23 protein-coding genes are annotated in these 22,594 nt (G+C 68.6%); 11 read left to right on the top strand and 12 right to left on the bottom strand.

All coding sequences use genetic code 11. From position 1 onward, the window contains the following. Positions 1-134: 134 nt before the first annotated feature. Positions 135-818: a hypothetical protein gene (locus tag BJ970_RS06580; protein ID WP_184725052.1), complete on the top strand. Its 684-nt coding sequence runs from the start codon at positions 135-137 to the stop codon at positions 816-818. A gap of 67 nt (positions 819-885) precedes the next feature. Here BJ970_RS06580 and BJ970_RS06575 read toward each other — a convergent pair whose 3' ends face one another. The 5 genes from BJ970_RS06575 to BJ970_RS06555 form a co-directional block, all read right to left on the bottom strand. Further along, complete coding sequence (locus BJ970_RS06575; protein WP_184725050.1) at positions 886-2,115, bottom strand: hypothetical protein; 1,230 nt, start codon at positions 2,113-2,115, stop codon at positions 886-888. 44 nt (positions 2,116-2,159) lie between these two features. After that, the gene (locus BJ970_RS06570) at positions 2,160-2,735 is read right to left on the bottom strand and encodes a DUF3558 domain-containing protein (protein WP_184725048.1); all 576 of its coding nucleotides are present in this window, start codon (positions 2,733-2,735) and stop codon (positions 2,160-2,162) included. A gap of 13 nt (positions 2,736-2,748) precedes the next feature. Next, entirely contained in the window at positions 2,749-3,150 is a 402-nt protein-coding gene (locus tag BJ970_RS06565) for a hypothetical protein (RefSeq protein ID WP_184725046.1), read from the bottom strand. A gap of 145 nt (positions 3,151-3,295) precedes the next feature. After that, a complete protein-coding gene (locus BJ970_RS06560; RefSeq protein WP_184725044.1) occupies positions 3,296-4,087 on the bottom strand; it encodes an ESX secretion-associated protein EspG in 792 nt (263 codons plus the stop codon). A gap of 101 nt (positions 4,088-4,188) precedes the next feature. Next, the gene (locus BJ970_RS06555; RefSeq protein WP_184725042.1) at positions 4,189-4,485 is read right to left on the bottom strand and encodes a DUF2530 domain-containing protein; all 297 of its coding nucleotides are present in this window, start codon (positions 4,483-4,485) and stop codon (positions 4,189-4,191) included. A gap of 60 nt (positions 4,486-4,545) precedes the next feature. Between BJ970_RS06555 and BJ970_RS06550 the strand changes: the two genes are divergently transcribed. From BJ970_RS06550 to BJ970_RS06540, 3 genes are all read left to right on the top strand, one after another. Continuing rightward, positions 4,546-6,009, top strand: coding sequence for an NCS2 family permease (locus BJ970_RS06550; protein WP_184725040.1), 1,464 nt, complete (start codon positions 4,546-4,548; stop codon positions 6,007-6,009). 140 nt (positions 6,010-6,149) lie between these two features. After that, positions 6,150-6,584: a MarR family winged helix-turn-helix transcriptional regulator gene (locus tag BJ970_RS06545; RefSeq protein WP_184725038.1), complete on the top strand. Its 435-nt coding sequence runs from the start codon at positions 6,150-6,152 to the stop codon at positions 6,582-6,584. 137 nt (positions 6,585-6,721) lie between these two features. Then, complete coding sequence (locus BJ970_RS06540; protein ID WP_221467060.1) at positions 6,722-7,948, top strand: MFS transporter; 1,227 nt, start codon at positions 6,722-6,724, stop codon at positions 7,946-7,948. A 276-nt stretch (positions 7,949-8,224) separates the two neighbouring features. Here the strand turns inward: BJ970_RS06540 and BJ970_RS06535 are convergent, their stop codons facing one another. The 3 genes from BJ970_RS06535 to BJ970_RS06525 form a co-directional block, all read right to left on the bottom strand. Beyond that, entirely contained in the window at positions 8,225-8,857 is a 633-nt protein-coding gene (locus tag BJ970_RS06535; RefSeq protein ID WP_184725034.1) for a superoxide dismutase, read from the bottom strand. A gap of 436 nt (positions 8,858-9,293) precedes the next feature. Then, positions 9,294-10,790, bottom strand: coding sequence for a glutamate-cysteine ligase family protein (locus BJ970_RS06530; RefSeq protein WP_184728919.1), 1,497 nt, complete (start codon positions 10,788-10,790; stop codon positions 9,294-9,296). Positions 10,791-10,908: 118 nt separating this feature from the next. Further along, a complete protein-coding gene (locus BJ970_RS06525) occupies positions 10,909-11,844 on the bottom strand; it encodes an aldo/keto reductase (RefSeq protein WP_184725032.1) in 936 nt (311 codons plus the stop codon). A gap of 261 nt (positions 11,845-12,105) precedes the next feature. Between BJ970_RS06525 and BJ970_RS06520 the strand changes: the two genes are divergently transcribed. After that, positions 12,106-12,909, top strand: a complete 804-nt coding sequence (locus tag BJ970_RS06520) for a TrmH family RNA methyltransferase (RefSeq protein ID WP_184725030.1) — start codon at positions 12,106-12,108, stop codon at positions 12,907-12,909. After that, entirely contained in the window at positions 12,909-13,520 is a 612-nt protein-coding gene (locus BJ970_RS06515) for a DUF2537 domain-containing protein (protein WP_184728918.1), read from the top strand. Before BJ970_RS06520 ends, BJ970_RS06515 begins: the two co-directional genes overlap by 1 nt. A 159-nt stretch (positions 13,521-13,679) precedes the next feature. On the opposite strand, the gene sepH is transcribed toward BJ970_RS06515, so the two are convergent. The 4 genes from sepH to BJ970_RS06495 all read right to left on the bottom strand — a co-directional run bounded on the left by sepH (position 13,680) and on the right by BJ970_RS06495 (position 18,342). Beyond that, entirely contained in the window at positions 13,680-14,582 is a 903-nt protein-coding gene (sepH, locus tag BJ970_RS06510) for a septation protein SepH (protein WP_184725028.1), read from the bottom strand. 274 nt (positions 14,583-14,856) lie between these two features. After that, a complete protein-coding gene (gene serC / locus BJ970_RS06505; protein ID WP_184725026.1) occupies positions 14,857-15,999 on the bottom strand; it encodes a phosphoserine transaminase in 1,143 nt (380 codons plus the stop codon). Positions 16,000-16,193: 194 nt separating this feature from the next. Further along, complete coding sequence (locus BJ970_RS39390; RefSeq protein ID WP_184725024.1) at positions 16,194-17,120, bottom strand: SEC-C domain-containing protein; 927 nt, start codon at positions 17,118-17,120, stop codon at positions 16,194-16,196. Between the two features lie 97 nt (positions 17,121-17,217). Then, entirely contained in the window at positions 17,218-18,342 is a 1,125-nt protein-coding gene (locus BJ970_RS06495; protein ID WP_184725022.1) for a citrate synthase 2, read from the bottom strand. Between the two features lie 296 nt (positions 18,343-18,638). On the opposite strand from BJ970_RS06495, the gene BJ970_RS06490 reads away from it, so the two are divergent. From BJ970_RS06490 to ureG, 5 genes are read left to right on the top strand one after another with little or no spacing between them, the layout of a single operon-like run. Then, positions 18,639-18,941 (top strand): urease subunit gamma, encoded by a 303-nt coding sequence (locus tag BJ970_RS06490; protein WP_093272126.1) that lies wholly within the window; start codon positions 18,639-18,641, stop codon positions 18,939-18,941. Positions 18,942-18,985: 44 nt separating this feature from the next. After that, positions 18,986-19,369, top strand: coding sequence for an urease subunit beta (locus BJ970_RS06485; protein WP_184725020.1), 384 nt, complete (start codon positions 18,986-18,988; stop codon positions 19,367-19,369). Beyond that, positions 19,350-21,077 (top strand): urease subunit alpha, encoded by a 1,728-nt coding sequence (locus BJ970_RS06480; protein ID WP_184725018.1) that lies wholly within the window; start codon positions 19,350-19,352, stop codon positions 21,075-21,077. Before BJ970_RS06485 ends, BJ970_RS06480 begins: the two co-directional genes overlap by 20 nt. Before the next feature lie 40 nt (positions 21,078-21,117). Next, on the top strand, positions 21,118-21,810 hold the full coding sequence (locus tag BJ970_RS06475; protein ID WP_184725016.1) for an urease accessory protein UreF: 693 nt from the start codon (positions 21,118-21,120) through the stop codon (positions 21,808-21,810). Continuing rightward, the gene (ureG, locus tag BJ970_RS06470; protein WP_184725014.1) at positions 21,800-22,504 is read left to right on the top strand and encodes an urease accessory protein UreG; all 705 of its coding nucleotides are present in this window, start codon (positions 21,800-21,802) and stop codon (positions 22,502-22,504) included. The genes BJ970_RS06475 and ureG overlap by 11 nt, the downstream gene beginning before the upstream one ends. Positions 22,505-22,594 lie beyond the last annotated feature (90 nt).

Raw genomic sequence — 22,594 nt, 5'->3', positions numbered from 1 at the left:
AGCATGTTCAAGTGACCTACCAAGGCTGGCCAGGAAATCAAGGTCAGCAGCCCTGCCCGCAGCAACCGCACCCGCCGCAGTATCCGCCAGGGCCAGGCCAAACTCCACCCCGGAGATCGCGAGCGTGGTTTACGGTGCAAGTCACCGTTCTGGTTACCGTGGTGGTGGTCGGCGGATCGGTCCTCGCGTTGCTGCTCGACGTCGGAAGTGTGCCAAGCCCGAGTCGAGTTCAGGCAGATCCTCCCCCAGTTCCCACCGCAACTACCAACGTATGCGCCTCGGTTGACCGGCTTGGGGGTTCCTGCTCCGAATGGGCACGGCCCGAACCTCGGCCGTTCAACGAGGTTTTGCGACTGAATCGTCTTCCGCAGCAGCCACCTGCGTCAAAGTGGTCGCCGCTTTACCTGTGCTCCTATCCGCCGGACGAGCTGATGACGCAGTTCATGGGACCGGACTTCCGAAAGATGGTGATGAACGGATTTATCTGTTCCTACGAAACACCGAGCCCGGTTATGCGAATCTCGTTCGACGTTTACATCGGGTCGGGGAGCTTCCAAAGTTGGACCGACATCAGCCCGGAAGCAGAGGTCATCGACTTCAAGGGTCGTCGTGTGATTGTCGATCACGATGTCGAGGGGCAGTACGATGCCTTCCGCAGTTGGATCATGGAGATTCCCGGTGCACCGAACAACGTTCTCGTTTTGGACTACAAGCAGATGCCTGGGATCGCCCGTGTCGGCTTCATCTCCGGTGATCAGGCGAAGGCCGACCGGGCGATGGCTGCTCTGGGCGAGATCTACCGCAAAGCCTCCGAGTGACGAAACAGGCCGCGCACCGGGTTGGTGCGCGGCCAGTCTGCTTACAGCCGACTTCGGCTGGTGTTGGTCACTCGCCGAAGACCGGCGGGGCGACCCTGGGCAGGCCGAGGTCGTCCCACGCTTCGTCCGTGTCGACCATGTACTTGTTCTCGTGTTCCTGGTCTTCCTCGCCCTGCTTGCCCTGGCCACGGCCACCGGCACCGGCTCCCATACCGCCTGCGCCGCCACGGCCGCCCGCGCCAGCAGCGCCACCGGCTCCGCTAGCGCCCGAGCCGGGGCCGCCAAGACCGGCACGCCCGCCAGCGCCCATACCCGCGCCGCGACCAGCGCCGCCAGCACCCAAACCGCGGCCACCGGCACCAAGACCACCCGCGCCAGCGCCAGCACCAAGACCTCCAGCGAAGCCAGCGAACCCGCCGGTCGGAGCGCCGGTGCCCGGCCCTGTTCCAGCAGGAACACCGGTACCAGGACCGCCACCGGGCAGCCCGGTGCTACTAGTGCCAGCCGGCGGCGCAGACCACTGCGAACCGCTCTGCGCCGGAGTCGACGAACTGGAACCGCCGCTGTAGTCACCGGTACCGGTGCTACCGCCACCGTGAGTGCTGCTGCCACCGTGAGAGCTGCCACCGCCGGGGATGCCGGAACCGGTCGGCATGCTGCCGACCGTCGGATTCGTCCCCGTGCTGTTCTCCGAACCCGGGGCGTAGGCCATTTCCGGGGCCTTCGGGTAGAACGCTAGGTTCTGCGAGACGTTCGAAGTGCTCTCGCTGTAGTTGTCGTAGTACCGCTTGGCTTCCTGGGCCTTCTCGGTAGCCTCGCGCTCCTGCTTCTGCAGGTCCGTCTCGCCACCGATCAGCCAAGCGCCGCCCTTCTCCAGCAGGTTGTCGGTCGCATCGACCTTCACCGGCGGGGGCATGCTGTTTTTGACGGTGAAGTAGTTGTCGACCTGTTGCCCCGCCGAGTCTCCGACGGACGCCGAGACGGTCTTGGCGTCGTCAATGAACTGCGCCATGGGCTGCAGCGAGGTGCCGTGTTCTTCCGCAGCCTGACCGGTCCACGCCAGATTGGCCTTCTTGTTCGCACCGTCGAGGATCGAGTGGACCTCGTCGAACTGACCGCCGATATTCGTTTTCCATGCGGATACGGCGTTTGTCAGCTCGGTCGGGCCTTTGCCCTCGTGAATCTGCTTGTACTTCTCCGGGTGGTTGAAGCCGACCTGCTGCATGATCTCGTCCGTGTTGCCACGGTCCGATTCACGTGTGAGCAAGTACCCCCCGATGATGAGCGGTAAAACCATGATCACACCCCCTTGTTGGTTATGGTCGTGGTACGCGGACGCGATCAGGCATCCGGGATGTTCTTGAGGACTTCACTGGTGATCTTCTCGGCGAAGCCACATGGGTCGTTCATCTCCGGCTTGCCGCCTGAGTTTCTGAAGTAGTTGATCGCCACGCTCTGGTCATCCGCGATTGCGATCTCTACCCGGCACAGAGCGCTCTGCTCGTCAACCCGTGCACCCTGGTAACCGTCGACTTGGGTCGGCTTGAAGTTGTCGCTGGACTCTGCGATTTTGGTGATCTCGGTCAAGCCGCCGTGTTTCGTATTGATCGTGACAGCGGTTGAGAACGCGTTGTTTCGCCAATTGCACTTTGGTTCGCCCAGCGCGGAGGTCTCGCCCTGCGGTGGCCTCGCGTCTGTCCCACCGCCGAGCTGTGAAAGCTGGTCTTGTGTCAGCAGCTGGCAAGCATCAGTGATCGATTTTAGGTTCTTCGGGTTCTCGACCTTGGGAACTGCGGAGGTTGTGGGGGCCGCCTCGCTGGTGGTCGAACTCGGCGTCTCCGGCGAGCCCGGAGCGCATGCTGATGCCCCCAGGACCCAAAGGAGGGTGACGGCGGTGAAAGTTGCGCGGCGTAGCAAGTGAGATCTTCCTTTAAACCTGGCGCGCCGTAGCGGCTTCGTCGGTGTTCTGGTAGGTGCCCTGAGCAGCCTTCAGCTGGTCGATCTGAGCCTGGATACGATTACGTGCGTCGTTGACGGCCCAGGAAAGGCAGCCCTCGCCGTCACCGGCCATTTCCCCAAGCGCCTTCGCCAACTTCTGGCTGACGTCATCTTCGCCCGGTCCCTTGATGTACCGCAGGTCTTGAGCCGTCATCAGGATGTCGCTGAGCTTGTCCCGGGCCTTCTCGTATTCCGCGATCAGCCCCGGGATCTGCTCGATGTCGACCGAGAAGGACGCCGCCTTCGCGGTGCCGCCTGAGTTGATCGCCGTGTGGATCGTCGCCTTGCGTGTGATGTCTTGCCACGCGTCAACGACGCCGTCGAAGAATGCCACCTCAGTACCCCCTTGCCTGCTAGATCGGGTGCGCGTCGCGCTTAGCTTGCCAAATGGTTGCCCGTCCGCGCACGAATGTGACGATGTTCGAGGCCGATCCGTTCCCGGCGACTCGTCGGATTAGTCCATTTGGCGGAGTTGCAGGCTACCGCCAGGCGGCTTCGCGCTGGGTCTTGGTCGTCAGCTCGCCGAGCACTCGGGTGAAGGTGCTCATGTCCGCTCCGGCGAACATGCGTTGCGCGCCGCTGTTGTAGACCGCCGTGCGGCCGACCTGCAGGTCGATGATGCGGAGCGTCTGATCGCCCCGGAACTCCTTGCGTCGGTCGTCCCAGATCGTGACGCCCACCTCGCCGAGGCCCAGCCGGGGGCCGTCCAGGAGCTGCGTCATCTTGCGGAAGCTGGCGATGTTCACGCCGCGAGCGCGCAGGGTGTGCTCGATCGCTTGCGGGTCCTCGTCGCCGCGGCGGCGCACCTCGGTCATCGCGGCGCGCATCTCGGCGAGGTCGACGCTCAGCGGCGGGCGGATTCGCGCGGGCGGGTGTTCGGGCAGTACCGACACCAGCGCCGGGATCACGTCGTTGGGGTGCACCGGCTCCAGGATGATCCGGTCGCCGTCGACGACGGTGCGCACTGCGGTCTTGCGCGCCTTGGACACCGCGACCCGCAGCTCGGTGCCCTTGTTCGAGGAGAACCGCAGATCGTACTCGACCGCCGCGTGCGGGTAGATGCCCAGCAGCTCCATAACCCGGTCGTTGACGCCGCCGGGGTTGATCAGCCCGCGATCGCGGACCCGCTGCTCGGCCGCCTCGAACTCGCGTGGCATGTCCTTGACGGTCGTCCCGTAGTTGCTGTACGACGCGATCATCGGGATCCTGCTGAGCCCGGCGCGTTCGGCCAGGATCGCGAATTCGAGTCGGTCGACATCGAGCTTGGGCACTGGTGCTGCGCTCCCGCTTAGGTTCAAGTTGCGCGTCGGTACTGGCGTCAACTGTGCAGACTAACGGGTCGCGCGAGGGTACGGACCGGGATTCGGCAACCTCAGCCGTCGAGCCCGGACAGGCCCTGCCAGGCGCCGCGGGAGCCCCGGCGGGCCGCCGAGCGCTGCCAGCGGAACACGCCGTAGCCGAGGATGCCGAGCGCGGCGCCGGCCAGGCAGGTCCAGAACTGGATGTCCCAGCCGCCGGCCCAGTCGCGGATGCCGAACAGGACCAACCCGGCGAGCCACAGGCCGGTGCCGACCAGCACGACCGGCGTCGGGTCCGCCAGCCCGCGCGGCAGCGGCGGGACCTGTCGGTGGCCCGGTGCCGAGGGGGCGGGTTCGTTGTCCTGTGCCACGTCAGGCAGGCTACTCCCGGTAAAGAATGCGCGCGCAGGCACCGTGATCGGGAAGCACTGATGGTGGATCGAGACGTCAAGAAGTCGTTGCTGGACCGGCACTTCAAGATCACCGATCGCGGGTCCAGCATCGGGCGGGAATTGCGCGGCGGTGTGGTCACCTTCGTCACGGTCGCCTACATCATCGTGCTCAACCCGCTGATCCTCGGCAGCTTTTCCGCCGAGGATGCCGGGGCCAAGCGCGACGTGCTCGGGGCCATCTTGCCGGTCTCGCAGGTCGCGGCGAGCACCGCGCTGGTCGCCGGCGTGATGACGATCCTGTTCGGACTGATCGCCAACTATCCCTTCGCGATCGCGGCCGGGCTCGGCATCAACACGCTGCTGGCGGTGACCATCGCGCCGCAGGTGACCTGGCCGGAGGCGATGGGCCTGGTGGTGGTGGACGGCATCATCATCCTGATCCTGGTCGCCACCGGTTTCCGGACGGCGGTGTTCAACGCGGTGCCGCCGGAGCTCAAGGCCGCGATCGCGGTCGGCGTCGGCGTGTTCATCTCCTTCGTCGGCCTGGTCGATTCCGGGTTCGTCCGGCGGCTGCCGGATGCCGCCAACACCACGGTGCCGGTCGAGCTGGGCATCGACGGCTCGATCGCCTCGTGGCCGACCGCGGTGTTCGTGTTCGGGCTGATCCTCACCTCGGTGCTGGTGGCCCGGAAAGTGCGCGGCTCGATCCTGATCAGTGTGGCGGTCACTACGGTGCTGGCGATCGTCGTCGAGTCGGTCTTCCGGGTGGGCCCGTCGGAGGGAACCAATCCTTACGGCTGGAACCTGGGCTATCCGGCGGTGCCAGCGAAAATCGTCGGCTTGCCGGACCTGTCGTTGGTCGGCGACGTCTCCTTCGGCGCGTGGACCCGGCTGCCCGCGCTGGCCTGCGTGCTGCTGGTGTTCACGCTGGTGTTGGCCAACTTCTTCGACGCGATGGGCACCATGACTGGTCTCGGTAAGGAAGCCGGCCTAGCCGACAAGGACGGCAACCTGCCGGACATCGGCAAGGCGCTGGCCGTCGAGGGCGTCGGCGCGGTCGCCGGCGGGTTGGGTTCGGCGAGCTCCAACACCGTGTTCGTGGAGTCCGCCTCCGGCATCGCGGAGGGTGCGCGCACCGGGTTGGCGAACGTGATCACCGGGCTGCTGTTCCTGGCGGCGATGTTCTTCACCCCGCTCTACCAGGTCATTCCGGTCGAGGCGGCGGCCCCGGCGCTGGTGGTGGTCGGGGCGATGATGCTCACCCAGATCCGGCAGATCGACCTGTCGGACTTCAGCATCGCGCTGCCCGCGTTCCTGACGATCGTGGTCATGCCGTTCACGTACTCGATCGCCAACGGCATCGGCGCGGGCTTCATCAGCTACGTGCTGCTGCAGGTGTTCACCGGCCGGGCCCGCACGGTCCACCCGCTTATGTGGGGCGTCTCGGCGGCATTCGTGCTCTACTTCTGCTCCGGCCCGCTGAGTGTGCTTTTCGGCGTCTGACCTGATCCGGCGCCGTTCGGGTACTGCGTCGATTGGATTGCGATCCCGGAACCGGGGCTGCCGCCTGACTAGGGTGGACGGCTACTGATCCCCTTGATCAGTTTGTCCGATTCCCTGAGATAGTTTGGTAGACTAACGACGTGTCCGAAATCGCGGAGCGCGAGCGCACCCTGGCGAGTCGGCTGCGGCTCGCAGTCGTTCGCCTGAACCGGCGGCTGCGCGCGCAGAGCAACGACTCGAAGATCACGCTGTCCCAGCTGTCGGCGCTGTCTTGTCTACACAAGACCGGCGCGATGACGCCGGGCGAGCTGGCGGCCCGAGAAGGCGTCCAGCCGCCGTCGATGACCAGGGTGATCGCCGCCCTGGAAGACGCCGGTCTGGTCGCTCGCCGGGCGCATCCCACCGATGGCCGGCAGGCCATCGTGGAACTGACCGAGGCCGGTCAGGCCCGCGTCGACGAGGAGGTCTCGATCCGGGAGCGCTGGCTGGACCAGCAGCTCGCGGATCTGTCCGAAGACGACCGCCGGGTGCTGTGCCAGGCCGCCGAGATCATCGACCGGCTGGCGAGTCGATGACCGACCGGTACTGAAAGGCGGTCCGCAGGAGCGTGGTTGACCAGTCCGCATCTCGCGCGGGAACAGACCCGAGTGGGGATCCGGTCAACCACCTTCCAAGGTCCACATCGGACGGTTCGGTCGACACCGGCGGCGGCATGTTCCGGTCGCTGCGGGAGCGCAACTACCGCTATTACGCCTCCGGCCAGGTCGTATCGCTGACCGGCACATGGATGCAGCGCGCGGCGCAGGACTGGCTGGTGCTGGAGCTCTCCGGTGGCAGTCCGGCCGCGCTCGGCGTGGCGGTCGCACTGCAGTTCATCCCGACGCTGCTGCTGACGCTCTGGGCGGGCGTCTTCGCCGATCGCTTCGACAAACGGCGCATGCTGATCGCCACCCAGAGCGCGCTCGGCGCTTGCGGCCTCATGCTGGGACTGCTCGATGTCACCGGTGCCGTGGTGCTGTGGCATGTCTACGTGCTGTGTTTCGTGCTCGGATGCTTCGCGGCCGTCGACGCCCCGGTGCGGCAGTCGTTCGTCGTCGAGATGGTCGGGCCCGCGCAGCTCACCAACGCCGTCGCGCTGAACTCGATGACCTTCAACCTGGCCCGCATCGTCGGCCCGGCCATCGCCGGGGCGCTGATCACCGCGATCGGCACCGGCTGGGTTTTCCTGGCCAACGGGCTCAGCTCGGTCGCCGTGGTCGCCGGGCTGGCATTGATGAATCCGGCGGCGCTGCACCGGGCTAAGCCGCCGCCGAAGGAACGGGGCCAACTGCGCGCCGGGCTGCGCTACGTGCGCGGGCGGCCGGATCTGATCGTCGTCATGGTACTGGTGTTCTGCATCGGCACCTTCGGGATGAACTTCGAGAGCACCTTCGCGGTGATGGCGCGCAACGTCTTCGGGCGGGATGCCGACGGCTACGGCCTGCTGATCACCATGCTCGCGGTCGGGACGTTGACCGGAGCGGCGCTGGCGGCTCGGCGCAGTGGTCGCGGGCAGCCGAGGCTGCGGTTGATGCTGTCGGGCGCGGCCGTTTTCGGCGTGCTGGAGGCGGCGGCCGCGCTGATGCCGACCTACGCGCTGTTCGCCGCGGCGCTGGTCCCGGTCGGGATCGCCGTTATGACGTTCAACACAAGCGCGAATTCGACCGTCCAGCTGGCCGTGGATCCCACCATGCGCGGCCGGGTCATGGGCCTGTACATGCTGCTGTTCCTGGGCGGAAAACCGTTGGGCGGACTGGCTTCCGGGTGGATTGCCGAGGTGTTCGGGCCGCGGTGGCCGATCTTGCTTGGCGGGCTCGCGTCACTGGCCGCCGCGCTCGCCGGGGCCGCCGTGCTGGCGTGGCGAAGGCGAGGGGTTGCCCGATCCGACAGGTTAGGCTAACCTAAATTCAGTCCGCTTCGTGGTGGGAGCGGCAGTCAGTTCGGGAACAGATCGGGCCCCGGCCTCCTGCGGGAGACCGGGGCCCGGTCGCGTCCGGGCCGCGAGCACGGGCCCGGACCCCGGGCGGAAGTCCGCGCTGGGAGTCCGCGCTGGGAGTCGGGCCGGAAAAGGACTTCGGGGCCCTCCCGGAGGAAGGCCCCGAAGTTTCGGCAGTGGGCTTGTCGGAGCACTCACTGCCGAGTCCGGTGCCGGGCGGGGAGCCGACGGCGCCGAGTCTCAGGCGGTGGGCAGGCGCAGGCCGTTGTAGCCGGCGCGGGCATCGGCGAAGCGCGCGGCGACCTCGTTCCAGTTGACCACGTTCCACAACTGCTTGACGTAGTCCGCCTTTACGTTCCGGTACTGCAGGTAGTACGCGTGCTCCCAGATGTCGAACACCAGCAGCGGCGTCGTGGCGATCGACAGGTTCGAGTGGTGATCCCGCAGCTGCTGCGTGATCAACCGCTGACCCACCGGATCCCAGGCCAGCACGCCCCAGCCGTTGCCCTGGATCGTGGTCGACACCGCCTCCATCTGGGCCCGGAACGCGTCGAAGGAGCCGAAGTCCTCGTCGATGGCTGCCGCCAGCTCACCGGTCGGCTTGTCCCCGCCGTTCGGCGAGAGGATCTTCCACCACACCAGGTGCAGCGAGTGTCCCGCCAGGTTGAACGCCAGCGTGGTCTCCAAGCCCACGATGGCGGAGAAGTCGCCCTTCTCCCGCGCCTCGGCGATCTTCTCCACCGTGTCGTTGGCGCCCTTGACGTACGTCGCGTGGTGCTTGCTGTGGTGCAACTCGTTGATCTCACCGGCGATCGCCGGCTCCAGCGCCGCGTAGTCGTAGTCCAACTCCGGCAACACGTACTGCTGCGCCATTGAGCATCTCCCTTCGCTGTCGACAGTCTCTAGCTACTGCCAGTCTATTGCAACTAGGTCGGATGGAGGCATTGCGATGGAGGCATTGCGCTCACCAGTCGGGCGAGTCGCTCGAACAGCCTTGATGACCAGCGGAAACGTCGTGATCGGATGCTTCGACGACCGTCCTGCGTTTTGGGGACTTCGACAGGCGGCACGTCGCGCGGCGTCGGCCTGCCCGCAGGACCGGAATCGAGGGGCCCGTGCAGCAGGGCTCGCGTTTTCGCGCGAAAACGGCGGTCCTGCTGCGGAGCCGGCGGCGATTTCGCGCGAATACGGCGTTTACCCAGGACGCCCTGGGCAGGCGGCAGGTCGCACCCCCGAGGTGATCCATGCCCCAACCAAGGCTCCTGGACGAGGCACTAGCCACACGAGCGTTGCGGAGGGGGCTGGGAAATCACCCCACCGGCCAGGTGTGGACCGGGTCTCCGTTATCGGCGAGGTCGATGTAGCGGCGCAGCATGCCCACGAGCGCCTCGTGCCGGTCCGCGCCGCCGTTTTCCAGCATCGCAACGGTTTCCCGCTGCCACGTCGCCCCGTTCCGCCCAGCCAGGCAGCGCTGCTCGATCACGCCCAGGTAGCGCTCGCGGGCCGCGTCGGACACCCCGTACGCCCGCAGGCCGTCGTGCGCCATCGGCAGTAGCCGACGCAACACCAGCTCATCCGGCGACACCCAGCCGACGCTCGGCCAGTACAGGTGCGCTTCGAAACCCTGCCGCGCCCCGGCGAAGAAGTTCTCCTCCGCCGCCGCGAACGACATCTGTGTCCACAGTGGCCTGTCTTGTTCGGTCAGCGCCCGCTGGGCGCCGTAAAAGAATGCGGCGTTGGCCACGGTGTCCACCACCGACGGCCCGGACGGCAGCACCCGGTTCTCGATCCGTAGGTGAGGGACCCCGTCCACCAGGTCGTAGACCGGCCGGTTCCAGCGCCAGATGGTGCCGTTGTGCAGCCGCAGCTCGGCCAGGGTCGGTGCCCGGCCGGCGTCCAGCGCGGCCACCGGGTCTTCCTCCACCGGCTCCGGCAGCAACGCCGGGAAGTAGCGCACGTTCTCCTCGAACAGGTCGAAGATCGAGGTGATCCAACGCTCCCCGAACCACACCCGCGGCCGCACGCCCTGGTTCTTCAGCTCGACCGGCCGGGTGTCGGTGGCCTGCAGGAACAGCGGAATCCGCGTCTCGTGCCACAACGCCTTGCCCAGCAGGAAAGGCGAATTCGCGCCGATGGCCACCTGCACCCCGGCCAGGCACTGCGCGGCGTTCCAATGCGCCGCGAAGTCCTCCGGCGCCACCTGCAGGTGCAGTTGAACGGACGTGCAAGCCGATTCCGGCAGGATCGAGTCGGCATAGGACCGAAGCCGCTCGGAATGCCCCTCGGTGAGCGGCACGCCTTCCATGTCGAGCAGCATCTCCTCGCCGCGCGCTAAGAAGATCTGCTCGTTGAGCAATGAATACCGGGGGTTGCGCGACAGCCAGTTCGGGTCGAAGTGCGCGCTGCGCAGCGTCGGCAGCGTGCCGATCATGACGATCTTCGCCCCGGCGTCGTGCGCACCGCCGTCCGCGCGCTGCAACGCGGCGCGCACCCGCTTCTCCAGTTCCAGCGCGCTGTCTCCGGCCAGCACCTGGGGGTCCACGTTGAGCTCGATGTTCTGCTGCCCGAGCTCGGTAGTGAAGGCCGGCTCGCTGATCTTCTCCAGCACCACGGCGTTGGACATGGACGGCTCCATCTGCTCGTCCACCAGGCACAACTCCATCTCCAGTCCCATCTGCTGGTGGGGGAAGGAGAAATTGCCTTCGGCGAGCATCCGGGCCAGGGCGTCCAGGCCGCGCTGCATCTTGTTCCGATACCGTTGCCGGTCTACTGGCTTGAACGCTTGATCTTGCACGTGCCGTCCCATGCTGTCTCCCCGCTTGATCGGCAGCACGTCAGCGCCCAGCGCTGGGGAAACCACCGTGACACATCGGTACCCGGCGGACCAGCGGCCAAAACGGTGCCGCCGAGTGGGTCCCGAGTGATCAAATGGAGGCATCCGCCAGCCGCTGCAACTCGGCCGCGGTGAGCTTGAGTTCGACCGCTGGGAGCAAATCCGCGAGCTGTTCGGTGTTGCGGGCGCTGGCGATCGGCGCAGTGACACTGCGTTGTCCCAGGAGCCACGCCAGTGCGACAGACGGGATCGGCACGTTACGCAGCGTCGCGATTTCGTCCAGTCCGGCGAGCACTTTTACGCCACGCTCGTTCAGATACGCACGGGCGCCCTCGGCCCGCGGGCTCTCCGAACTGTCGCCGCCCGGCCGGTACTTCCCCGTCAGGAATCCCTTGGCCAACGAGTAGTAGGGCAGCACGCCCAAGTCCTCGCGGGCGCACAGCTCGGCGAGCTCGCCTTCGAAGTGGCCGCGTTCCACGAGGTTGTAGTGCGGCTGTAAGGCGGCGAAGCGGGTCAGGCCTTCGCGGCGGGAAATCTCCAGCGCCTCGGCCAGGCGGGGTGCACTGTAGTTGGACGCCGCGATGTAGCGGACCTTGCCGTCCCGTACCAGCTCGTCGAAGGCGCCCAGCGTCTCGGCCAGCGGCGTGGACTCGTCGTCGCGGTGGGCATAGTAGAGGTCGATGTGATCGACTCCCAAGCGCCGCAACGAATCCTCGGCGGCGGCTTTGATGTTCGGGGCCGACAGGCCGGGGCGCTCGGTCCAGGCACCCACCTTGGTGGCGATCACGATGTCGTCCCGGTTACCCCGGGCGCGCAGCCACTCGCCGATCAGGGTTTCCGACTCGCCGCCGGAATTGCCCGGTGCGAAAGCCGAGTAGCCGTCGGCGGAGTCGATGAAGTTGCCGCCCGCGCCGGCGTAGGCGTCCAGGACGGTGAAGGTTTCATCGCGGTTGGCGGTCCAGCCGAAAACGTTGCCGCCGAGGCAGATGGGGAAGACGTCGAGTTCCGTGCTGCCGAGTCGAGCCATGTCGCCGAACCTACTCTTTCCGGATCTTCGCGACCCTGTGTCGGATGGCACAGTCGCCGAGCGGCGCGGTCACCACCCGAGCCACCGGAGTTGCCCCCGGAACTCGATGCGGGTACCAGGCTCAGCGACCTCGCCGATGTCGGCGACCCCACGAACTCGGCCGTACAAGAGCGACAACGCGAGGTCGACCGGATTTCTTCCGCGCTGGCGTGCCCGCCCGGGGCGGCAAGGTCGATTGGCGGCGGGTGCGAGAATGCGAGCGTGGCGCACATTGTCGAGGTCAGCGATGCCGTCGACCCGCGGGTCGACGACTTCCGCGATCTGTCCCGCGCGGACCGCCGCCCAGACCGGCCGGGCGGACGCGGACTCGTGATCGCCGAAGGCGTTGTCGTGGTCGAGCGGCTGCTCGCCTCGCCGTATCCGGTGCGGGCGCTGTTCGGGGTACGTCGCCGGGTCGACGAACTTTTGGCGGCCACCATGGACCTCGATGTGCCCGCCTACGTCACCGACGCCGATGTGATGGCTCGGGTCGTGGGCTTCCACCTCAACCGCGGCGTGCTGGCCGTCGCCGATCGAGCCCCGGTCATCGCGCCCGCGGAGCTCATCGGCCGGTCCCGTCGCCTGGCGGTGTTGGAAGGCATCGGCGACCACGAGAATCTCGGTGCCCTGTTCCGCAACGCCGCCGCGCTTGGCGTCGACGGCGTGCTGCTCGGTGCGGGGTGTTCGGACCCGCTGTACCGGCGCAGTGTCCGGGTGTCGATGGGACACGTGCTCCGGGTCCCCTTCGCCCATCTCGACTCCTGGCCGGAAGACTTGAAGCTGTTGCGCGACAACGGTTTCCGCGTCGCCGCGCTGACGCCCCGGGCGGATGCGAGAGCACTTCGGGATGCCGCGCTGGACCGGGGTTCGGTGGCGGTGCTGCTCGGCTCGGAAGGCCCCGGGCTCACCGACGAGGCCATCGCGGCCGCAGACCTCGCGGTCCGGATCCCGATGGTCGGCGGGGTCGATTCGCTCAACGTCGCCACCGCCGGGGCGATCACCTTCCACGCGATGAGCGGGGCGTGATGGACCTCCGCGAAGCCGGTTGGGAGCTGCACGCGCGCTCCGGTCGCGCGGTGCTGGTGCGCGGCATCGACCGGGAGGTCGACCCGGCCCGGCTGGGGCTGCCCGACGCGCTGGTCGCGGCCTTGCATGAATGGGCGCACGTCGCGGAAGCCGTGCAGGCGAAAGAAACCGCGGACACCACGGCCGACTTGGTCTCGCGGCGCGGCCGGCAGCTGGCGATGCGACTTGCGGCGGAGACCGGCGGTCAGATCGGCTACGTCGACCCGCTCAGCGGCGAACTCGACCGCATCGGCCGGCCGCGTTCGTCGCACGCCATGCGCGGGCGGCGCGGGGAAACGGTCGCCCCGGTGGGACCCACGCCGTGGGGCCCGGGCTTGGTGGTCAGTGCGATCATCGGGACCATCGTGGTGGTGACCCTGGTCGTGGTGACGCTCGGGTTGGCCGATGTCAGCGGGATCCTCGCGGCCGTGGTGAACCTCGCGGTGGCGGCCGGGTTCGCGCCGTCGATCTGGCTCGGCCGCAACGTCCCGGTCTGGCGCTGGGTCGCCTACGGTACGGCGGCGGGCATTGTCGCGGCCTGGATCGCCCTTCTCCTCAGCCTCCTCGGCTGACCCGGCGGCCTCGGGTCTGTTTTATTAAGCGGCGTAAGCCACTTGCGGTGTGGGACTCGGCTTGCACCGCCGCCCCAATGGGTCCCAAACCACTCAGACGTCACCGGCAAAAGGCCGGGGCGAGCGCGGTGCTCGCCCCGGCCTTCTCGGGTAGTTGGGTCAGCGGTGGGACCGGACGCCGAGCAGGACGTCCTCCCACGACGGCACGATCGGATGGCTCTTGCGCCCGCGCCGCGGCTCCGCTTTGCGCTGTGCGTCGTCCTCCGCTGCCTCGGCGGTCGCGCCTTCGGTGCTCTCCTCCACCGTCGGCTCCTCCACCGGCTCGGGCGGCGGACCGGTGTCCAGGTCGAGGCTCGGCGCCTCCGGTCGCGCCGCGGTCACCGGCTCCTCCACCCGTTCCGGAACCGGCTGCGCCTGCTGGTCGAGCTGCAGCGCCTCGCGGGCCAGTTCGGTGACCGGCCGGACCGTCCGCAGCGGACGGTTCGGGGACGGGTCGAGCAGGTCGGCGGCGTGTTCGTCGAGCACTGCGACGGTGCCGCCGTGCGCGCCGGGGTGGAAGACCCAGTGCGCACGGTTCTCCGAGCGCCCGGCCTGCCAGGACAGCTGCACGACCCACTTGCCGTCTTCGCCGCGCCAGGAGTCCCAGTGGGCCTCGGAGTACTCGTGACCGCGCATGCCGAAGGTGTGCGCGACGACCTCGCCGAGCGTCTGCACGTCCGGCCCGTCTTCGCGGACCGGGTGCGCGCGCTGCGCCATCTCGGCGATCTGGGCGCGTTCCAGCAGCACGGGGTAGGCGTAGCGCTCGACCCGGTGCTCGGGGATGCCGGCGGCCGTCGCGATCTGTTCGACGGATGCGCCGCCGCGGATGCGGGCCTGGATTTCCCGCGGCCGCATCTGGGCTTCCATCTCGATCTGGACCTGACCGAGCCGGGTGAGATCACCACGTGCCGCCGCACGCAGTCGTTCGTCGGCGGGCACGGTGAAGCGCTCGCCGTTTTCCGGGTCCTCGCAGACGACGGATTCACCGTCCTCGTCGAGCCCGACCACTCGCAGCGCTCGCATACGCCAGCCTCCCGCCGACCTACATGTCACCAAGCTGTGACAGTAACCCGGCGCGCCGCCTTGACGCGGGAGGCACGCCGGGCACGTCGTGTCGTTGTTGGTCGCTCTCCCGGCTTCGATCTTGCCCGAAAGACGACAAGTGGGCGAACGAGTAAAACCACTCATTTTCGATGACGATCACCGATTGTGGCCGATTGTTCACTTGATGGTGTGGCATTAGACGAAAAGCCGCGGGACCCGGCGCGGGTCCCGCGGCTCAGGCGTGCCAGGAGTGTCAGGACAGCTGCGAGACCACCCAATCGACGGACTTCGTCAGTGCCGTGACATCGTCCGGCTCGATCGCCGGGAACATGCCGATCCGCAGCTGATTGCGGCCCAGCTTCCGGTACGGCTCGGTGTCCACGATCCCGTTGGCGCGCAACGCCTTGGCCACCGCCGCGGCGTCGACGGAATCGTCGAAGTCGATGGTGCCGACCACCTGGGAGCGCTTGGCCGGGTTGGTCACGAAGGGGGTGGCGAACTCCGCCGCTTCGGCCCAGGAGTACAGCCGCTGCGAGGACTCGCGAGTGCGTTGCACGCACCAGTCCAGTCCACCCTGGCCGTTCATCCAGTCGATCTGGTCGGCGAGCAGGAACAGGGTGGCCACCGCCGGGGTGTTGTAGGTCTGGTCCTTGCGGGAGTTGTCCAGCGCGGTGGGCAGCGACAGGAACTCCGGAACCCAGCGGTCGGACGCGCCGATCTCCCTGATCCGCTCGATCGCGGCCGGGCTCATCGCGGCCAGCCACAGCCCGCCGTCGGAGGCGAAGCACTTCTGCGGGGCGAAGTAGTAGACATCGACGTCGGCGGCGTCGAACGCCAGCCCGCCCGCGCCCGAGGTGGCGTCGACCGCGATCAGCGCGTTCTCCGAGCCCTCCGGGCGGGTTGGCGCCAGCATCACGCCGGTGGAGGTTTCGTTGTGCGCCCAGCCGATCAGGTCGACGCTCGGGTCCGACACCGGCTCCGGCGCGTCGCCCGGCTCGGCGGCGACCACCACCGGGTCGGCCAGGAACGGCGCGGTCCTGGCGGCCTTGGCGAACTTCGACGAGAACTCGCCGTAGGTGAGGTGCAGCGACCGCTCCCGCACCAGGCCGAACGTCGCGGCGTCCCAGAATGCGGTGGTGCCGCCGACCCCGAGCACGATCTCGTAGCCGTCGGGCAGCGAGAACAGCTCCCGCAAGCCTTCCCGGACCCGTCCGACCAGGGACTTCACCGGCTTCTGCCGGTGTGACGTGCCCATCAGCGCGGCGCCCTCGTCGGCTAGGCGTGCGAGTTGCTCGCCGCGCACCTTGGACGGACCGCAGCCGAACCGGCCGTCGGCGGGCTTGAGTTCGTCGGGCAGCTTCAGGGTCGTCGGATCGATGGTCTCGGCCTGCGTCATGCCGGCGCCTCCGGGCTGTTGTGGTGACTATGCAGGTGGCGGGGCAATGCCTCCCGCGCGCCAGTGGCCTGATGACCGGCGTCGTTGCCGGCTCGGCCAAGTGTTGCAGCAGCGTTTCCGGGCCGTGACCCCGGTGCTGCGAACCGCCGCACCGCAACTTACTGCGCCCGTCGGCCTTTGGCCAACATGACCGGTCAGGCGAAGCCGGGTGCGCCGCAGCACTTCTTGTACTTGCGGGTGGAACCGCACCAACACGGGTTGTTGCGGCCTGGCGGCCAGTCGGCGGCCTCGCCACGGCTGGCGGTGTACGCAGCGAACTCCGCGCGGGTGGACGGCTCGTCCAAGGGTTTACCCCGGGACGCCGCGAAGTCCACCAGCGCCTCGATCGAGCCGGTGGCCAACACGGGCCTGGGCTGCTCCCGCAGGTCGCGCTCGACGTCCCGGCGATGTTCCAGGTGTGTCGTGTCCGGGTACCAGCTCGGTCGCTCTCGCTGGAGCCTGGTGAATTCCTCCTCAGGCCAGTAGAGGACCGCGACCTGGCCGATCAAGTCGGGGCGCCGGATTTCGCTGATCCGCGCGCTGATCTGGCGGCCGTGCTCGGCGAGCCGGTCGAAGCGGTCGTCGAGCCTGTCCTTCGGCAAGTCCAGCTCGCGGCGCAGGATGCTACGTTCCCGCAGCAGTTCGTAACCGGAGTCACCCAACCGCAGGTCGATGTCGAGGTCCGGGACGAACCGGTTTGCGCCGACGTTGAGCCAGCGCAGAGCCTCCCTCGGTTCGTTGATCTCCTGGTAGGCGATCGCGGCCGTCACATAGGCCCACTCGCAGTCCGAGCCCTCGCGCAGCAGCGTCGCGAAGCGCTGCTCGGCCTCCTCACGCCGCCCGTGCGTCAGCAGGAACTTGGCGTATGCGGCCGGCGCGCTGAGCACGCTGTTGCCGTCGTCGACCTCGATCGCGGCGAGCAGGACGCGCTCCTCACGCTCGTGCTCACCCGCGAAATGCCAGTAGTCCGATGCCTCGACGAGGTCGGTGGACCGCTCGTCGCTGGTCGCCGCATCGGCCTCAAGCGCTTCTGCGTATTCGATGTGTAGTCGCCGCTGTGTCTCTGTGAATGTGACCGCCACGACACCACGCTACCGCCCCCGGCGGGGGCGGCCTACGCATCCCGAAAGCAGCAGGTTGGCCGCTCCACCACTTGCCGGGCACCCGCCTCAGCGCCGATCACGCAGCGGTCATCTGGTTGACCGAGTCCCAGCCTGCGACATCGTGCGGGGAACGCGGGGCCGGGCCGGTGTACTGCGCCGACGGGCGCACCAGGCGCCCGGTGCGCTGCTGCTCCAGGATGTGCGCCGACCAGCCCGCCAGCCGGGCGCAGGTGAACATCGCGGGCATCATCGCCGTCGGAACCTGCGCGAAGTCGAGCACCACAGCGGCCCAGAACTCCACGTTGGTCTCGATCTGCCGGTCCGGGCGGCGCTCCCGCAGGACCGCCAGCGCGGCCTGCTCCAGTTCGCGGGCCACCTCGAAGCGCGGCGCGCGCAGCCGGTCGCAGGTGCTGCGCAGCACCCGGGCCCGCGGGTCCTCGGCGCGGTAGACGCGGTGGCCGAATCCCATCAGTCGAGCACCGCGATCGAGGATCGAGGTCACCACCCGGCGGGCGTCGCCGGTGCGCTCAGCCTCCTCGATCATCGGCAGCACCCGGGCCGGGGCGCCGCCGTGCAGCGGCCCGGACATCGCGCCGACCGCCCCGGACAGGCAGGCGGCGACATCGGCGCCGGTGGAGGCGATCACCCGGGCGGTGAAGGTGGAGGCGTTCAGGCCGTGCTCGGCCGCCGATACCCAGTAAGCGTCGAGCGCCTGCACGTGCGTCGGGTCCGGTTCGCCGCGCCAGCGCGTCAGGAACTGCTCGGTTGCGGTGGTGGCTTCCGCGATCCTGGCGTGCGGCACCGCTGGCTGGTCGCCGCGGGCGGACTGGGCGACGTAGGACAGTCCGAGCGCGCTGGACCGGGCGAGCTGGGCTCGGGCCCGCGCCTCGTCGATGTCCAGCAGCGGTTCAAAGCCACCGGCCGGCGCCGCCATCGCCAGCGCGGCCTGGACGTCGGCCCGCACATCACCGGTGCGAACCGGGAGCGCGGTGTCGTCCGCGGGTGGCAGGCCGTCCCCGAACCGGCCGTCGACCAGCAGCGCCCACACATCGCCGAAGGACACCGTGCCCACCAGATCCTCGATGTCCACGCCGCGGTAGCGCAGCGCACCGCCGTCGCGGTCGGGCTCGGCGATCTCGGTCTGGAACGCGACCACGCCCTCCAAGCCGGGGCGGAATTCGGACTGGCCTGCAGTGCTCATGGCTGCCTCGTCTCCTCGCTGGTTGTGCCGCGCGTGCGCGGTAAGGGACGTGGCGGGGTGCAATGCATGTTGCCGCTCGGTACACGTTGCCGTTCGGAACACACTGCACCCGGCGGGGCGGGGGAGGCAATCGGATCCGGGGGAAAAAATCACCGGATGAGGTAGCTCACAGCACCGCCGGGGAGTTCGTCAGCGATGCAAAATTCGGGAAAAATCGTGGTTACCAGCCAATTGTGCGGTGATAAGAACGTGGGACGGGCCCGATTTCGCCGATGTTCGTATGTTAAAGAGCTCTCATGCATCTGGCTCCTCACGAGCGGGACAAGTTGCTTGTCTACGTCGCGGCGCGGCTCGCCCGCGAACGGCTGGACCGCGGGCTGAAGCTCAACTACCCCGAGGCGGTGGCGCTGATCACCGACCACGTCGCGGAAGGCGCGCGGGACGGGCGGACCGTCGCCGAGCTGATGCAGAGCGGACGCCAAGTGCTGCGCGCCGACCAGGTGCTCGACGGGGTGCCGGAGATGATCCACGACGTGCAGGTCGAGGCGACCTTCCCGGACGGGACGAAGCTGGTCACGGTGCACGACCCGATCACCTGAAGCGGTAGCCCGCCGATCTCGAAACGACCTCGCGAGGAGTTGCCATGCGGCCCGGGGAGATCATCACCGGCGAGTGCCCGATTCCGCGGAATCCGGGCCGGGAACGCATCCGGATCACCGTCGTCAACCGCGCCGACCGCGCCGTGCAGGTCGGATCCCACTACCACTTCGCCGCCGTGAACCCGGGCCTGGAGTTCGACCGGGCCAAGGCATGGGGCTACCGGCTGGACGTGCCGTCGGGAACCGCCGTGCGCTTCGAGCCGAACCAGGACCGGGAGGTCGACCTGGTGCCGATCGGCGGCAGCCGGCTGGTGCGCGGCCTGCGGCTGGAATACGCCGGCGAGCTCGACGGCCGCGACCACGAACCCGCTCCGTTCGGCTACGGCGAGAAAGGCGAGGGGCATCAAGATGAGCGCATCGTCCATTGACCGGCCCCACTACGTCGAGCTGTTCGGCCCGACGACCGGCGACCGGATCCGGCTGGCCGACACCGATCTGCTGATCGAGGTCACCGAGGACCGCAGCCAGGGCCCGGCCGGCTCCGGCGACGAGGCGGTGTTCGGCGGCGGCAAGGTCATCCGCGAATCGATGGGCCAGTCGGCCGCGACCCGCGCCGAAGCGACGCCCGACGTGGTGATCACCGGCGCGGTGATCCTGGACCACTGGGGCGTGATCAAGGCCGATGTCGGCATCCGCGACGGCCACATCGTCGGCATCGGCAAGGCTGGCAACCCCAGCGCCGTCGACGACGTGGACGGCACGCTCGTGATCGGGCCGTCCACCGAGGTCATCGCCGGCAACGGCAAGATCCTCACGGCCGGTGGCATCGATTCCCACGTGCACTTCATCTGCCCGCAGGAGGTCGAGACGGCGCTGGCCTCCGGCCTGACCACGCTGATCGGCGGCGGCACCGGTCCGGGCGAGGGCAGCAAGGCGACCACGGTCACTCCCGGTGCCTGGAACCTGCGGATGGTCATGCGGGCGCTGGACTTCATGCCGGTCAACGTCCTGCTGCTGGGCAAGGGCAGCACAATGCGCGGCGAGGCGCTGCGGGAGCAACTGCGGGCCGGGGCCGGCGGGTTCAAGATCCACGAGGACTGGGGCGCGACCCCGGCGGCGCTCGACAGCGCGCTGCGGGTCGCCGAGGAATCCGGCGTCCAGGTCGCGCTGCACGCCGACACGCTCAACGAGGCCGGGTTCTACGAGTCCACGCTGGCGGCGATCAACGGCCGTTCCATCAGCGCGTTCCACGTCGAAGGCGCCGGCGGCGGGCACGCGCCGGACATCATCCGGCTCGCCTCCCAGCCCAACGTGCTGCCCTCCTCGACCAACCCGACCCGGCCGCACACCGTCAACACCATCGACGAGCACCTCGACATGGTGCTGGTCTGCCACCACCTCAACCCGTCGGTGCCCGAGGACCTGGCCTTCGCCGAGAGCCGCATCCGGCCGTCCACCATCGCGGCCGAGGACGTCCTGCACGACCTCGGCGCGATCTCGATGATGAGCTCGGACGCGCAGGCGATGGGCCGAATCGGCGAGGTCATCATGCGCACCTGGCAGACCGCGCACGTGATGAAGCGCCGCCGGGGCGCGCTGCCCGGCGACGGACGGGCCGATAACCACCGGGCGCAGCGCTACGTCGCGAAGTACACGATCAACCCGGCGATCGCGCACGGCATCGCAAAGCACGTCGGTTCCGTCGAGGTCGGCAAGATGGCGGATCTGGTGCTGTGGGAGCCCAAGTTCTTCGGGGTCCGGCCGCACATCGTGCTCAAGGGCGGGTTCGCGGCGTGGGCGGCGATGGGCGATGCGAACGCGTCGATCCCGACGCCCCAGCCCTACATCGCGCGGCCGAGTTTCGGGGCGCAGCCGCGCGCAGCGGCGGCGAGCAGCGTGTTCTTCGTGGCGCCGGTGGCGCTGGACGCCCAGCTGCCGGAGCAGTTTCAGCTGAGCTCGGGGCTGGTCGCGGTCGAAAACACCCGCGCGACCGGCAAAGCCGACATGGTCCACAACGACGCCACTCCGGACATCCGGGTCGACCCGGACAACTTCGCGGTGGACATCGACGGCGAGCGCGTCGAACCGCACCCGGTCTCGGAAGTCCCGATGGCCCAGCGCTATTTCCTGTTCTGACCGGTCCGATGGCCACCCGGCGAATCGAGAGGAGACGGCGGTGCGAGCCGGTCTCGCGGTGCTGACGCTCGCGGACTCGCGGTTCCCCGGCGGGGGACACGCGCACTCCGGCGGCGTCGAGGAGGCGGCCGCGCGGGGGCTGATCACGGGAGTCGGCGACCTGCGCGAATTCCTGCACGGGCGCCTGCATGGTGCCGGTGCCCTGCAAGCGGTGTTCGCCGCCGCCGCGGCGCACGCCGCCGCTCGTGGCGTCCGAAGTGGACATTGGCGGGAGCTGGACGTCGAACTAGACGCCCGCACCCCGTCCCCGGCGCAGCGGGAGGCATCGCGCGCCCAGGGGCGGGGCATGGTTCGCGCCGGCCGGGCAGCCTGGCCGTCACCGGTGCTGACCGAACTGGTGGCCGCGACCCCGCGACCACACCACCCGATCGTGCTCGGTGTGCTGGCGGCGACCGCCGGAGCCGGACCGTGGGAGGCGGCGCTGGCCGCCGGCTACCTGGCCGTCAGCGGACCGTCCGCCGCCGGCGTTCGGCTGCTCGGGCTGGACCCGTTCGCGGTCAACGCCGTGGTCACCGAACTGGCCGATGACCTCGACCGGATCGCCGCCGAGGCGGCCTCGGTGGCCGGGCTGGACCCGGCCGAGCTGCCCGCCCCCGGCGCCCCGGCACTCGACCTGCTCGCCGAGGCCCACGATCGACATCACCGGGAAGAGGTGCGTCTATTTGCGTCCTGACAATGGTTACTCACCCGGCCACGGGCACGGCCACACGCATCCGGTCAACTTCGACCCGACGGCGACCGGACCCGACCCGTTCTCGGTCGAACCGCACCATGGGCGCCCGTTCCGGCTCGGGATCGGCGGGCCGGTCGGCAGCGGCAAGACCGCGCTCACTGCGGCGCTCTGCCGGGCGCTCGGCCCGGAGGTCGAGCTGGCCGTGGTGACCAACGACATCTACACCACCGAGGACGCCGACTTCCTGCGCAAGGCCGGGGTGCTCGACACCGACCGGATCGAGGCGGTGCAGACCGGCGCCTGCCCGCACACGGCCATTCGCGACGACATCACCGCCAACCTGGACGCGGTCGAGCGGCTCACCGAGCGGCATCCCGGGTTGGAGCTGGTCATCGTGGAAAGCGGCGGCGACAACCTGACCGCGGTGTTCAGCCGGGGGCTGGCCGACCGACAGGTCTTCGTGGTGGACGTCGCCGGCGGCGACAAGGTGCCGCGCAAGGGCGGGCCCGGGGTCACCACCGCGGATCTGCTGGTGATCAACAAGGTGGATCTGGCCGAGCTGGTCGGCGCCGACATGGCGGTGATGGTCGCCGACGCGCACCGGATGCGCGGCGACCTGCCGGTGATCACCCAGTCCCTGACCCGCACCCCGAACGCCCCCGAGGTAGCGGCCTGGGTCCGCGAACAGCTCTGAGGTGGGACTTCGCGTGGCGGGACTCTGAGGTGGGACATCGCGTGGCGGGACGGCGATTTCAAGCGAAATCAACCGGCTCGCGCCGGGCTC

Source organism: Saccharopolyspora phatthalungensis (assembly GCF_014203395.1).
In the GTDB taxonomy this organism is placed as follows: domain Bacteria; phylum Actinomycetota; class Actinomycetes; order Mycobacteriales; family Pseudonocardiaceae; genus Saccharopolyspora; species Saccharopolyspora phatthalungensis.
Note: the sequence above shows the minus strand (reverse complement) of the source record. Positions and strands in the feature narration are given on the sequence as shown.